The organism is Streptomyces sp. NPDC046215, from assembly GCF_040646215.1.
Classification (GTDB): Bacteria; Actinomycetota; Actinomycetes; order Streptomycetales; family Streptomycetaceae; genus Streptomyces; species Streptomyces stramineus.
Map to the genome: position 1 here is coordinate 16158 of NZ_JBEYZW010000036.1, position 13053 is coordinate 29210.

Sequence of the window (13053 nt, forward strand, 5' to 3'; positions counted from 1 at the left end):
AACTATTTCAGGCACAGTCCCCGAACCGAAAGTCGGGGAATGACGCGACCCTGTAACAGGCACCGTTGACGGCACCGAAAGCCGCCGTGACAGTAGTAACCGCCACGGATGCGTACGGATCATGCGCATTCCGGGCAACAGGTCGGGAACGGGGGGGCCGTCATGACCATGGGCAGCGGCGCGCGGGGAGCGCGCCCAAGGGCCGCAGTGGAGCTTATTCTCTCGTCGATAGCGGCTGTGAGCTGGGCTTTTCTCGCCATGGCAGGGGTCGCGGCGCTCGGCCTGCACCTGCTGGGGGCGGATGCGGCGGGCGCGCTCGGCCCGATGACCGCGGCCGTGGTCGTCCTCGCCGTGGGCGGCTCCGTCACACCTTCAGGTGATGTGGAGGCATTCGGGCTGAAGGGCGCCTCGGCGCACAGCGCCATCGAAATCGCGCCACTCGGGGTGAGCCTCGTGGGGGCCCTGATGCTGGGAATGATCTTCGCGCGGTCCCTGCGGTCGGCCGGCGCCACCGTGCGGCTCTCCGCGCTCGCCGCACGGGCGGGCGCCGTGGCCGTGCTCTTCCTGCTGATCCTCGGCGGGCTGGCCTGGGCCGGCGAGGACACGGTCACCTTCGACGGGTCCGGCCTCGGCCTGCCGGAGCCGGGCAAGGGAGGCGACGGCGGCCTGGTCGTTCCCGGGGTGGGCGACCTCGGGAGCATCGGCGGCCTGCCGGAGCGGCTCGGCGGCCTGGCGGACGCCCGGGCCGCCGTCGGCTTCTCCGTGCGCACCGGGCCCTCCCTCGCCGGGGGTGCCGTGTGGGTGCTGGGCGTCCTGCTGATCGCGCTGCTGGCCGCGCGCAGGGCTCCGGCGCCCCCCGGCTGGGAAGTGCTGCACCGCTCCGTCCGCCCGGCGGTCTCGGCGCTGTGCGCGGTGCTGGTCCTCGCGGTCGCGGCGGGCCTGGCGGCCGCGGCCTACGCGGCGGTGAGCGACGGTCGCGCCGGGCGGATCACCGGGGCCGCGCTGCTCGGGGCGCCGAACGGGGTGTGGCTCGGGATACCGCTGGGCCTGCTGGTGCCCTGGCGCGGCACGGCGTCCGGTGTGCTGTCCCAGGTGCTCCCCGCGCCGCTCGACGAGCTGCTCAGCGCCAAGGCGGACGAGCCGGTGACCCTGGGACGGCTGGCCGAGCTGGACTCGCGGGTGTGGCTGCTGGCGGTCGCCTGCGCGCTGATGATCCTCGCGGCCGGGGTGCTGGCCGCGGTGCGGACGCCGCGCGACGGCCTGGGCCCGGTGGCCTTCGCGGCGCGGGTCGCGGTCGGGCTGGGGACCGCCACGGCGCTCGCGCTGCCGCTGCTGGTGGCGCTGACGCGGGTCAAGGCGGACGCCGGGCTGTCGGTGCTCGGCTTCGACGCGTTCGGAGCGGGTCTGGAGCTGCGGGGCAACGCCCCGGTCGCGCTGGCCCTGGGCGCGGCGTGGGGAGCGGCGGCCGGGGCGGCCGGGGGGCTGCTGGCGTGCGGGGCCCGGGTGGCGGGGAGGCGCGCGCGGGCGTACGCGCCGGTCGGCCCCCTCCCCCGCGCCCACCCGGAAGCGGCGCGACTGCCGGGGCCGTACACGCCCTCGCCGGTGTACCGCCCGGCGCACGACGACACCAACCCGTACAAGCGGCCCCTGTTCGACGACCGCTCCGGCGCGCCGACCCAGCCGGGCCGGCCGCTGCCCCCGCCCGGCCCCCGGCCGCGGCGGGGCTACGGGGACGGGCCGCCCGGCGAGGGCCCGCCGCCGCCCCGGCCGCCCGGCACCCCCGGCGGCCGCCGCTGACCCCTCGCGGCGGGGCGTTCACTTCTTGGTAACCCAAGTCTTCGCCGTCCGGTCAGCGGGACACCTGTACGCCTCCGGCGCGGGGCCGGATACGGTTAGGGGACCATGAGCGCATCGCAGACCCCGCCTGCCGCAGCCGTTACCGGCGACGACGACCCCACTCTCCTCGTCAAGATCTTCGGGAAGGACCGGCCGGGCATCACGGCCGGACTGTTCGACACGCTCGCGGCCTACGCCGTCGACGTCATCGACATCGAGCAGGTCGTCACCCGGGGCCGGATCACCCTGTGCGCCCTGGTGACCGCCCCGTCGGTGCAGGGCGTCGCCGAGGGCGAGCTGCGGGCGACCGTGCACAGCTGGGCGGAGTCGCTGCACCTCCAGGCGGAGATCATCTCCGGCCGGGGCGACAACCGGCCGCGTGGCACGGGCCGTTCCCACGTCACGGTGCTCGGGCATCCGCTCACCGCCGAGTCGACGGCGGCCATCGCGGCCCGGATCACCGGCACGGGCGGCAACATCGACCGTATCTTCCGGCTCGCCAAGTACCCGGTGACGGCGGTGGAATTCGCGGTCTCGGGCACGGAGACGGAGGCGCTGCGCACCGCGCTGGCCACCGAGGCCGCGGCCCGCGGGGTGGACGTGGCGGTCGTGGCGGCCGGTCTGCAGCGCCGGGCGCAGCGCCTGATCGTGATGGACGTGGACTCGACGCTGATCCAGGACGAGGTCATCGAGCTGTTCGCGGCGCACGCGGGGTGCGAGGCCGAGGTCGCGGAGGTGACCGCGCGGGCGATGCGCGGTGAGCTGGATTTCGAGCAGTCGCTGCACGCCCGGGTGGCGCTGCTGGCGGGGCTCGACGAGTCCGTGGTGGACAAGGTGCGGGCGGAGGTGCGGCTGACGCCGGGCGCCCGCACCCTGATCAGGACGCTGAAGCAGCTGGGCTACCAGGTGGGGGTCGTCTCCGGGGGGTTCACGCAGGTCACGGACGATCTGCGGGAGCGGCTGGGGCTGGACTTCGCCTCCGCCAACACCCTGGAGGTGGTGGACGGCCGGCTGACCGGCCGGGTCACCGGGGAGATCGTGGACCGGGCGGGCAAGGCCCGGCTGCTGCGGCGGTTCGCCGCGGAGGCGGGCGTCCCGCTGGCGCAGACGGTGGCGATCGGCGACGGCGCCAACGACCTGGACATGCTCAACGCGGCGGGCCTGGGCATCGCGTTCAACGCGAAGCCGATAGTGCGGCAGGCGGCGCACACCGCCGTGAACGTGCCGTTCCTGGACGCCGTGCTGTATCTGCTGGGTGTCACCCGGGAAGAGGTCGAGGCGGCCAACACGCACGACCACGAGTGAGCCGGCCTTCGGGGATTGCCTGCGGCCCGTGGCGTGTGCGGGCTTGTCGTGGCTGAGCTCAGACACAACAAGCCCCTGAGGTACCTCTCAGTGGTAGCCGGGGGAGCTTGAGGACGCGCCCGTGAGGCGCCCCGCCGCAGGCGGCCCATGCGGCCCCGTCCGCGGGGGGCGCCCCGGGGACGCACACCCGCGCCCGGCCGGCCGACCTACTCGTGCGGGGGCCAGAAGGCGACCAGCCGGCCGACGCCGTGTTCGACGCTCTTCCAGGAGCCGGCGAAGGTGAGCACCGCGATCGAGGCGGTGGGGAACCCGGAGCGGTTGAGCCGGGGCAGGAGGTCGCCCTCGGCCTCGCCGGCCAGCGCGTCGGCCAGGGCGTGCATGCCGGGGTTGTGCCCGACGAGCAGCAGGTCGGCCACCTCGTCGGAGGTCTCGCTGATCAGTGCGATGAGCTCGCCGAGGGACGCTTCGTAGAGCCGGTCCTCGTAGACCGTGCGGGGGCGCTGGGGCAGCTCGTGGACGGCGAGCTTCCAGGTCTCCCGGGTGCGGACGGAGGTCGAGCAGAGGGCCAGGTCGGGGATGATGCCGGCGGTGGCGAGCCGGCGCCCGGCGACCGGGGAATCCTTGCGGCCGCGCTCCGCGAGCGGGCGCTCATGGTCGGAATCGTCGGACCACTCGGCTTTGGCGTGCCGGAGAAGAACAATCCTGCGGGTCGGTTCGGCGCTCATGCTGTCCAGCTTCGCATGAAAAGAGTGGCGAGGCGCGGGGTGTTGGGAGGCCGGATCCCTTCGGGTCACGCGCGCCCGCCGGGTGTCATCGCACCCGGTCGCCGAGGGAGTGCTGGACCAGTTCGACCACCCGGGCGAGGGACCCGCCGGCGCCCGGGGAGGAGCCCGAGTGGGCCGAGGCGGGCGCGGCCAGCAGCACGAACAGGGCCACGAAGGCCGCGGCGGGCAGCGCCAGGGCCCACCACGGCAGCCTGGTCTGTACGGTGCCCGTGGTCCGTGCTTTCGTCCCGGCGGACATGGGATCGCCTCCGAATCGGTCCGTCTCACCGCTGCGTCGCGGTGTACTACGAACCTACGGAGCCGGGCGGCCGGCTCCCATCCGGTGAACCACCCACTCGCCCCTGAGCCGGCCCCCCTAGGGGACGGGGGGCTAGCCCCCCTGTGCGGTCCGGGGGCGGTGCGGCGCCGGACCGGTCAGGGGGAGGCGAGCGTCGCGATCACGGCGATCACGACGGTGATCGCGAGCATCGCGCCGAGGATGGTGACCAGCGTCTTCTGGCCGTTCTTGGGGTTCGGTTCGAGCACAGGCATGTCACCAGTGTCCCATTCGCTCCCCGGGCCCGGCGGGCGGGTCAGATCTCGTCCTCGACGGTGCGGTCGCGGCCCGCCAGCACCCCCGCCACGACCTGAGGCACCATCAGGGCCGCCATCAGGGCGATCGGCAGGTCCCAGCCCCCGGTGCTCTCGTTGAGCCAGCCCACGAGCAGCGGCCCGGGGATGGCGATGAGGTAGCCGACGCTCTGGGCGAACGCCGACAGCCGCACCACGCCCGCGCCGGTGCGCGCCCGCATCCCGATCATCGTGAGCGCGAGCGAGAAGGCGGTGTTGGAGATGCCGATCAGCAGGGCCCAGATCCAGGCGCCGCCGGCCGGGTCCAGCCACAGGCCGGCGTAGCCGGCCAGCCCGCACGCGGCGAGGGCGACGACCAGGAAGCCCTGGTGCACGCGGACGGCGAGGGTCGGCAGCACGAAGTTGAGGGGGACGCCCATCACCATGGTCGTCGCGAGCAGCGCCCCGGCGGTGGAGGCGGAGATCCCGGCGTCGCGGAAGATCGCCGGCATCCAGCCCATGGCGATGTAGGCGCCGGTGGCCTGGAGGCCGAAGAAGGCGGCCATGGCCCAGGCGGTGGGGCTGCGGGTGATGCTGGTGCGGGGTGCCTCCCGTGCGACATCGGCGGCGGGTGCGGCGGGGCCGGGGGTCCGGGTCCGGGTGCGGAGGGTGAGGACGAGCCAGAGCAGGGCCGCCGCGGCGGCGAGCAGGGCCCAGGAGGCGAGCCCCAGCTTCCAGCTGCCGCCCATCGCGTCGGCCAGCGGGACGGTCGCGGCCGCGGCGGTGGCGGTGCCCGCGGCGACGGCCATGGAGTAGACGCCGGTCATCTCCCCGACCCGGTCGGGGAACCAGTCCTTGACGACGACGGGCATCAGCACGTTGCTCACCGCGATGCCGGCGAGGGCCACGGCGCTGAGGAGCAGGAAGCCGGGCACGCCGCCCGTGAACGGCCGCACCACCAGGCCGGCGGCTATGGCGGCCATTCCGGCGCAGACGACGGCCGCCGGGCCCCAGCGGCGGGCGAGCCGTGGCGCGGCGAGGCCGAAGAGCGCGAAGCAGAGGGCGGGTACGGAGGTGAGCAGTCCGGCGAGGGCGCCGTTCATGCCCAGGCCGGAGCGGACCTCTTTCAGGAGCGAGCCGAGGCTGGTGATGGCGGGGCGGAGGTTGAGCGCGGCGATGACGAGGCCCGCGACCAGGAGTCCGCGCCGCACGGCGGCGGTGGCGGGGGCGGTGTCCGGCGCCCTGCCGGGTGAGGTGGATGGGGCGGCAACGGCCGCTGTGTCGTCTCCGTCAGTCCTGGGTGCCATGGTCGAATCATAGGATCATGGGATGAATGGACACAGACAACGGTGTCCCCGGCGTCTCCGCCGGCGGTCCCCGGCCCGCCGGCTCAGCGCGGGCTGTGCGTCACCCAGACGTGGCGTATCTCCAGCCAGCAGCGCTCGGTGAGCGAGACGTGGCGGGCCGGGTCGACCGTGGCCGGTGCGGTGTCCATGTCCGGATCCCACCAGCGGGCGCACTCGACGTGCAGCTGAACGTGGTCGGGCGTGGCGTTGCCGTTGAAGCAGACGGCGCTGGCGCGGGAGCCCTGGACACGCGTGCGGCACTCGGCCTCCTGGGGCCCGGCCGGGGCCGCGAGGGCCGCCGGGCTCATGGAGCCGGCCAGTGCGGCGGCCGTGAACAGCAGGGCCGCCGTACGACGGAATGGGAAGTCCATGCCCGTACCGCCTCCTCCATCACTGCCGTCCCCCCAGTGTGCGGGTGCGGGGCCCGGCGCACGACCGGGAACGCGCGATGCCCGCCCCCGTCACCCGGGAGCGGGCACCACTGATGCGCGAAGGGCGCGGGGCGCCCATCATGTGCCGCGGCCGCTGCGCGGCGGTGGCCCCAAGCGTCCCCGGCTACCGCTGGAGCAGTGGGCTGGGGGGCGCTTGAGGACGCGTCCGCAGGGCGCTCGCCGCCGCAGGGCGGCCACGGCAAACCCGGAGCCGCGTCGGCAGAGGCTACGCGCCCATCATGTGCACGCCGCCGTCCACGTGGACGATCTCGCCCGTGGTGCGGGGGAAGAAGTCCGACAGCATGCCGACGACGCCGCGGCCGGCGGGCTCCGGGTCGGCCAGGTCCCAGCCGATGGGGGCGCGGTGGTTCCACACGTCCGCGAGCTCCTCGAAGCCCGGGATGGACTTGGCGGCCATCGACTTGATCGGACCGGCCGAGACCAGGTTGCAGCGGATGCCCTTGGGACCGAGGTCGCGGGCGAGGTAGCGGTTGGTGCCCTCCAGGGCCGCCTTGGCCACGCCCATCCAGTCGTACTTCGGCCAGGCGATCTGCGCGTCGAAGGTCAGACCGACGACCGCGCCGCCCTGCGGCATCAGCGGCAGGCAGGCCATGGTCAGCGACTTGTACGAGTACGCCGAGACCTGGACGGCCGTGGAGACGTCCTCCCAGCTCGCCTCCAGGAAGTTGAAGGCGCCCTGGGGGCCGAAGGCGATGGAGTGCACGATGCCGTCGAGGCGGGCGTCGTCGCCCTGGAGCTCACGGACCTTGTCGGCCAGGCCGTCCAGCTGCTCCTGGTTGGTGACGTCCAGCTCGATGACGGGCGCGGGCTTCGGGAGCCGCTTGGCGATGCGCTCGACGAGCGAGAGGCGCCCGAAGCCGGTCAGGATGACCTCGGCGCCCTCGTTCTGGGCGACCTTGGCGGCCTGGAAGGCGATCGAGGACTCCGTGAGGACGCCCGTGACCAGGATGCGCTTGCCTGCGAGGATTCCACTCATGACGTTCAGTGACCCATGCCCAATCCGCCGTCGACAGGAATGACGGCTCCAGTGATGTATGCGGCCTCGTCGGAGGCGAGGAAGCGGACCGAGGCGGCGATCTCCTCGGGCTGCGCGTAGCGCGCGAGCGGAATCTGCTTCGTGATGCTCTCCCGCTGCTCGTCGCTGAGCACACGGGTCATATCGGTGTCGACGAAGCCGGGGGCGACGACGTTGACGGTGATGTTGCGGGAGCCCAGCTCACGGGCGAGCGAGCGGCCGAAGCCGACCAGTCCGGCCTTGGAGGCGGCGTAGTTGGCCTGGCCCGCGGAGCCCAGCAGGCCCACCACGGACGAGATCAGCACGATGCGGCCCTTGCGGGCGCGCAGCATGGCCTTCGAGGCCCGCTTGACGACCCGGAAGGTGCCGGTGAGGTTGGTCTCCACCACCGAGGTGAAGTCCTCCTCCGACATCCGGAGCAGCAGCTGGTCGCGGGTGACGCCGGCGTTGGCCACCAGCACCTCGACCGCGCCCTGCTTCTCCTCGATCTCCTTGTACGCCTGCTCGACCTGCTCGGGGTCCGTGATGTCGCACTTGACGGCGAGGAAACCCGCGGGCGGCTCACCGGAACGGTAGGTGATGGCGACGTTGTCACCCGCATCGGCGAAGGCGCGGGCGATGGCGAGGCCGATGCCCCGGTTTCCTCCGGTGACGAGAACCGAGCGGCTCAAGGGACCACCCTTCCTTCACGTATAGGTGCCGTGGACAGCCAATGGCCGTCTGTACCGTACGAAAACTATCGGGCCCGGGGCTCCGACGTGCAGCCCGCCTCTTACAGGAGCGCCTCACGGACCCTGTGGGGTCCCTACAGAAAAGTCTGGTCAGCGGCGGATCGGACGCGACATGATTCACAGCGACGACCACCGGGAGGACCCTGTGCCCCATTCCACGCCCCGTTCCATCGACGACTCGTTCCTCGCCCTGCCGCTGCGGCCGCTGGCCGACGCCGCCCTCGCGCGGGCCCGCGCGCTGGGTGCCGAGCACGCCGACTTCCGCTTCGAGCGGGTGCGCAGCGCGTCCTGGAAGCTGCGCGACGCCCGCCCCGCGGGCACCTCGGACGCCACGGACGTGGGCTACGCGGTCCGGGTGGTGCACGGCGGGAGCTGGGGGTTCGCGGCGGGGGTGGAGCTGACGATGGACGCGGCCGCCCGGGTGGCCGGCCAGGCCGTGGCCATGGCGAAGCTGTCGGCCAAGGTGATCGCCGCGGCCGGCTCCGACGAGCGGGTGGAGCTGGCGGCCGAGCCGGTGCACGAGGAGCGCACCTGGGTCTCCTCCTACGAGGTCAACCCCTTCGACGTGCCGGACGCGGAGAAGACCGCCCTGCTGGCGGAGTGGAGCGGGCGGCTGCTGGCGGCGCCGGGCGTCGCGCACACGGACGCGACGCTGATGACCGCGCAGGAGAACAAGTTCTACGCGGACACGGCGGGCACGACGACGACCCAGCAGCGGATCCGGCTGCACCCGCAGCTGACGGCGGTCGCCGTGGACGGGACGGGCGGGTTCGACTCGATGCGCACCCTCGCGCCGCCGGCCGGCCGGGGCTGGGAGTACCTGACGGGCACCGGCTGGGACTGGGACGCCGAGCTGGCGGAGATGCCGGCGCTGCTCGCGGAGAAGATGCGCGCGCCGAGCGTGCGGGCCGGGACGTACGACCTGGTGATCGACCCGTCCAACCTGTGGCTGACGATCCACGAGTCGATCGGCCACGCCACCGAGCTGGACCGGGCGCTGGGCTACGAGGCGGCGTACGCGGGCACGTCCTTCGCGACGTTCGACCAGCTGGGCACCCTCAGGTACGGCTCCAAGATCATGAACGTGACCGGCGACCGCACCACCGAGCACGGCCTGGCGACCGTCGGCTACGACGACGAGGGCGTGGCGGCCCAGTCCTGGGACCTCGTCAAGGACGGCGTCCTCACGGGTTACCAGCTGGACCGGCGCACCGCGGCCCTGACGGGCTTCGAGCGGTCCAACGGCTGCGCGTACGCCGACTCGTCCTCGCACGTGCCGGTGCAGCGGATGGCGAACGTCTCCCTGCGGCCGGCGCCGAACGGGCCGTCGACGGAGGAGCTGATCTCCGGGGTCGACGACGGCATCTATGTGGTCGGGGACCGCTCGTGGTCGATCGACATGCAGAGGTACAACTTCCAGTTCACACAACAGAGGGCATACGCAATCCGGAACGGCCGACTGGCCGGGCAGCTCCGGGATGTTGCCTATCAGGGAATCACCCCTGAGTTCTGGGGCTCCATGGAGCGGATCGGCGGCCCCCAGACCTACGTCCTGGGAGGGGCTTTCAACTGCGGAAAGGCTCAGCCGGGACAGGTGGCCGCGGTGTCTCACGGTTGCCCCTCCGCGCTGTTCCGGGGTGTGAACGTCCTGAACGCTTCGGACGAGGCGGGAGGTGCCTGAAGAGTCGTCTTGGGTTGTGGTGTGCGCCAGCCGGGGTGAGCAGCGACAAGAACTGCTGAAGCTGTCGGCCCAGTACGCCGAGTCCGCCGCATGGCTCCACGAGGACTCCATGGGCATGGCCGAGGCCGAGAGGTGGACTGGTCAGGCGATGGAATGGGCCACAGAGGCTGGGGACGACGGCATGCTGTCATGGGCCTTGTTCCGTCGCAGCCAGCAGGCAACAACAAAGGGAAACATCGGTCAGGCTATCGGTCTGGCACAGGCAGTCCAGCGTCACGAACGGACCTTGACCAACCCCATGCGCGCCGCTGCCATACAGCAAGAGGCGCAGGCTTACGCACTCGATGGCGACGAACTCACCTGTCAGCGAAAGTTGGACCAGGCCCATGAATTCGCAGCATCCGCAGACGGCCAGGAGGACGCCAGGTCAGGGCATGGAGACTTCTGCACGCCGGGCTACGTCGAGATCCAGCGCGCGAATTGCTGGCTCAACCTTTCCCGTCCGGACCTGGCGGTACCAGCACTTGAACGATCTCTCGCGGAGCTTCCGTGTGTGTACCAGCGGGACCGAGGGCTGACTCAAGCAAGGCTTGCCATGACCTACGCAGGAATCCACGAGTACGAGGAAGCTGCCAGCCAAGCCGAATCCTCTTTGAGGATCGCGCGTAGCTCCGGGTCCGGGCGAACTCTCCAAGAGACAGTGGCGGCGATCAACTCACTGGCTATGGCGAGTAACGTGCCCGCAGTGCGCGGCCTGTTCGATGCCATCAAGGAGAACCCGGGGGTCTGAATGGCCACACCAAGTGAACTGGCGGCGATGCGGCGGGCTATAGCCATCTCCGCCCAGGGCCTCGGGACGACGAGTCCGAACCCGCCTGTCGGCTGCGTGATTCTCGATCGGGACGGCGCCCCTGCCGGGGAGGGGTACCACGCCCGCAAGGGCGACCACCACGCGGAAGTCAACGCGCTCTCCGCGGCCGGAGAACGCGCCCACGGCGGCACTGCGGTGGTGACGCTGGAGCCCTGCAATCACCACGGCCGGACGCCGCCGTGCCGACAGGCGCTGATCGACGCGCGGGTCTCGCGCGTACTGATCGCCGTCATGGACCCCACGTCACGAGGCGAAGGCGGCGCCGCGGTCCTCAGACAGGAGGGCATCGAGGTCGAACAGGGGGTACTGGAGGAAGAAGCCCTGCTCGTCCTTGGCCCCTGGCTGCACTCACTGCGGAGGGACCGCCCCTTCCTCACGTGGGCCTATACGGCCAGCACGTCCGCGTCCGAGGGTGAAGTAAACGCGGCAGCACCGGACATTCGCGAGCTACGCAGCACGCACGACCTGGTCATCATCCCGACGGAGGCAATCCAGGAGGGCGTACCGGGCGGCCACGGCCCCGGGGCGTTCCGCGTACCGGACGCGGGGCTCAGCAGCGACCCCGTCAAGGTTCTCCGCACCCTCAGCGAGGCGGGAGCGCGGTCGGTGCTGATCGAAGGCAGGGACAACCGAGCGGTTGATCTGCTCGCCGCCCATGTGGATCAAGTCGTCGTCCACCTGCCGAAGACGCCGCCGTCGTCCGAACCGGCCGGGCCGGCGGTCCCGGTGATCCCCGAGGGATTCCGCCTCACGGACGTAGCGCGAAATGGCCGGACCGTACGTCTCACCGCCCACCGGGCGACGGAAGGCCCGTAGCTCCCGGGTGGGCGTCAGAAAACCGCCGACCACGCTCCGCGCCCTCGGAAGCGTTGAGAGATGCTGAGGCCATGGACGAACTGATCACGCAAGCCACCAGCGGCGACGAGCGTCAACGCGGCCGAGCCGTCGCCGTCCTCCCCGTCGGCAGCTTCGAGCAACACGGCGAACACCTGCCGCTGATCACCGACACCGTGATCGCTTGCCTGATCGCCCGCCGCCTGGCCGACGACCACGGCCTGTTCCTCCTGCCGCCGATTACGATCACCTGCTCCCACGAGCATGCCCCGATGGCCGGCACCGTCAGCATCAGCGCCGCCACCCTGTACTCGATGGTCAACGACATCTGGCACTCGCTCGAAGCAGCCGGCCACCCGGGCCTGATCATCGTGAACGGCCACGGCGGCAACTACGTCCTGTCGAACATCGTCCAGGAGCTCAACGTCAACGGCCCCCGCGTCGCCCTCTTCCCCGGCAGCGAGGACCGCGCCCAGGCCCGTGCCGACGCCGCCCTGGAGAGCAGCAGCGCCGAAGACATGCACGGCGGAGAACTCGAGGTCTCCCTCCTCCTCCACGGTGCACCCCACCTCGTACGCGACGGCATAGACGCAGACGATCACTCGGCACCCAAGCGGCCTCACCTGCTCACGCTGGGCATGACCGGCTACACCACCAACGGCATCATCGGACAGCCTTCATTGGCTACTGCCGCCAAGGGCAAAGCACTCCTGGACAGCTTCTCCAGGACAGCCCAAGCCCATCTGGGCCTGATCTCGGGTGTGAACGTCCTGAACGCTTCGGACGAGGCGGGAGGCGCCTGACGGAACCCCAGGGCTAGCAGACGCCAGGCTTCTCGTGTCGCCGCCAATAGTCCGGTCGCCACCAGTACAGGGTCGCAAGGTCCCCGGGTGGAGGGTCGCTGCTGACGTCCTGTTCGAAGGGATCCCGTGACGGGTCGACGGGGCGCCAGCCCGGATCCACGGGCTCGTCCCCGGCCGGCGGACGAACATGACGCCGGTGCCGCTCCTCCACCGCGCCGAACTCCTGGTAATTGGTCTGCGCCTCAATGAGGCTCAGACCGCCGTTCGGGCCGACCTGTGCCCAGGGATAGCGGAGCTGGAAAGGGCTCTCCTGCCAGAAGCAGACATCGCAGATTTCGTCCGACCACAGCTCGCTGAACACCTGGTGCCCACAACACGGGCACGGCAGCCAACCCCCGGCAGGCACCTGAACGGCGATCGGCTCCGCGAGATCCGCGGCTATGCCGCTGAGACTCCCGGAGCTTTGCGAGCTCTCTGAACCGTTCATTCACCGCATCTTAGACAAGGGGCCCGCTGCCGCACTGCGGCCGGGTGCATCGCGGGAGGCCGCGCCCGGCTCGCTCCAATCTATTGGGCGTAGCCTTGCGCATCGGGGTGAGCGCGTGAAGGGCCGGGCCGTCGGGGGCTCACCCGCGCGATCGGCGCCCGAGCGGCGGGCCGACGTCAGCGACCTGCGCGCGCACGAAACCGCAAGTCTCTTGCTACGGCGTGCGCGCCTCGGCCAGCATGGCCGTTGATCAGTAGGCTCGCAGACTCCCGGGGCCCGACGGCTGCCGTCTCGCACGGCTTCCCCTCGGCCTCCTTCCAGGGCGTGAACGCCCCCGACACCACGCAGGAGGCCGGTC

General features: G+C 71.7%; 14 protein-coding genes. 6 read left to right on the plus strand and 8 right to left on the minus strand.

Going from position 1 to position 13053, the window contains the following annotated elements:
• The first annotated feature begins 168 nt into the window (after positions 1-168).
• Together ABZ951_RS17580 and serB are read left to right on the plus strand one after the other, a co-directional pair.
• The gene (locus tag ABZ951_RS17580) at positions 169-1797 is read left to right on the plus strand and encodes a streptophobe family protein (RefSeq protein WP_361280196.1); all 1629 of its coding nucleotides are present in this window, start codon (positions 169-171) and stop codon (positions 1795-1797) included.
• A 105-nt stretch (positions 1798-1902) separates the two neighbouring features.
• The gene (gene serB, locus ABZ951_RS17585; RefSeq protein ID WP_344096457.1) at positions 1903-3141 is read left to right on the plus strand and encodes a phosphoserine phosphatase SerB; all 1239 of its coding nucleotides are present in this window, start codon (positions 1903-1905) and stop codon (positions 3139-3141) included.
• 206 nt (positions 3142-3347) lie between these two features.
• Here serB and ABZ951_RS17590 read toward each other — a convergent pair whose 3' ends face one another.
• The 7 genes from ABZ951_RS17590 to fabG all read right to left on the minus strand — a co-directional run bounded on the left by ABZ951_RS17590 (position 3348) and on the right by fabG (position 7959).
• Entirely contained in the window at positions 3348-3866 is a 519-nt protein-coding gene (locus tag ABZ951_RS17590) for a histidine phosphatase family protein (protein ID WP_344096459.1), read from the minus strand.
• A gap of 85 nt (positions 3867-3951) precedes the next feature.
• On the minus strand, positions 3952-4164 hold the full coding sequence (locus ABZ951_RS17595) for a hypothetical protein (RefSeq protein ID WP_344096461.1): 213 nt from the start codon (positions 4162-4164) through the stop codon (positions 3952-3954).
• A 176-nt stretch (positions 4165-4340) separates the two neighbouring features.
• A complete protein-coding gene (locus tag ABZ951_RS17600; RefSeq protein WP_344096463.1) occupies positions 4341-4457 on the minus strand; it encodes an SGM_5486 family transporter-associated protein in 117 nt (38 codons plus the stop codon).
• Between the two features lie 41 nt (positions 4458-4498).
• Positions 4499-5782 carry an MFS transporter gene (locus ABZ951_RS17605; protein WP_344096465.1) on the minus strand — a complete coding sequence of 428 codons (1284 nt, stop codon included), beginning with the start codon at positions 5780-5782 and terminating at the stop codon, positions 4499-4501.
• An 83-nt stretch (positions 5783-5865) separates the two neighbouring features.
• Positions 5866-6192 (minus strand): hypothetical protein, encoded by a 327-nt coding sequence (locus ABZ951_RS17610; RefSeq protein ID WP_344096468.1) that lies wholly within the window; start codon positions 6190-6192, stop codon positions 5866-5868.
• Positions 6193-6478: 286 nt separating this feature from the next.
• The gene (gene fabI, locus ABZ951_RS17615; RefSeq protein WP_344096470.1) at positions 6479-7249 is read right to left on the minus strand and encodes an enoyl-ACP reductase FabI; all 771 of its coding nucleotides are present in this window, start codon (positions 7247-7249) and stop codon (positions 6479-6481) included.
• A gap of 5 nt (positions 7250-7254) precedes the next feature.
• The gene (gene fabG / locus ABZ951_RS17620; protein WP_344096472.1) at positions 7255-7959 is read right to left on the minus strand and encodes a 3-oxoacyl-[acyl-carrier-protein] reductase; all 705 of its coding nucleotides are present in this window, start codon (positions 7957-7959) and stop codon (positions 7255-7257) included.
• Between the two features lie 205 nt (positions 7960-8164).
• Between fabG and ABZ951_RS17625 the strand changes: the two genes are divergently transcribed.
• The 4 genes from ABZ951_RS17625 (at position 8165) to ABZ951_RS17640 (ending at position 12208) form a co-directional block, all read left to right on the plus strand.
• Positions 8165-9700 (plus strand): TldD/PmbA family protein, encoded by a 1536-nt coding sequence (locus ABZ951_RS17625; protein WP_344096474.1) that lies wholly within the window; start codon positions 8165-8167, stop codon positions 9698-9700.
• Complete coding sequence (locus ABZ951_RS17630; protein WP_344096476.1) at positions 9693-10490, plus strand: hypothetical protein; 798 nt, start codon at positions 9693-9695, stop codon at positions 10488-10490. Before ABZ951_RS17625 ends, ABZ951_RS17630 begins: the two co-directional genes overlap by 8 nt.
• Positions 10491-11387 (plus strand): bifunctional diaminohydroxyphosphoribosylaminopyrimidine deaminase/5-amino-6-(5-phosphoribosylamino)uracil reductase RibD, encoded by an 897-nt coding sequence (gene ribD / locus ABZ951_RS17635; RefSeq protein WP_344096478.1) that lies wholly within the window; start codon positions 10491-10493, stop codon positions 11385-11387.
• A 71-nt stretch (positions 11388-11458) separates the two neighbouring features.
• Positions 11459-12208 (plus strand): creatininase family protein, encoded by a 750-nt coding sequence (locus tag ABZ951_RS17640; protein ID WP_344096480.1) that lies wholly within the window; start codon positions 11459-11461, stop codon positions 12206-12208.
• A gap of 13 nt (positions 12209-12221) precedes the next feature.
• Here ABZ951_RS17640 and ABZ951_RS17645 read toward each other — a convergent pair whose 3' ends face one another.
• Complete coding sequence (locus ABZ951_RS17645) at positions 12222-12695, minus strand: CPCC family cysteine-rich protein (protein ID WP_344096482.1); 474 nt, start codon at positions 12693-12695, stop codon at positions 12222-12224.
• Positions 12696-13053: the final 358 nt, after the last annotated feature.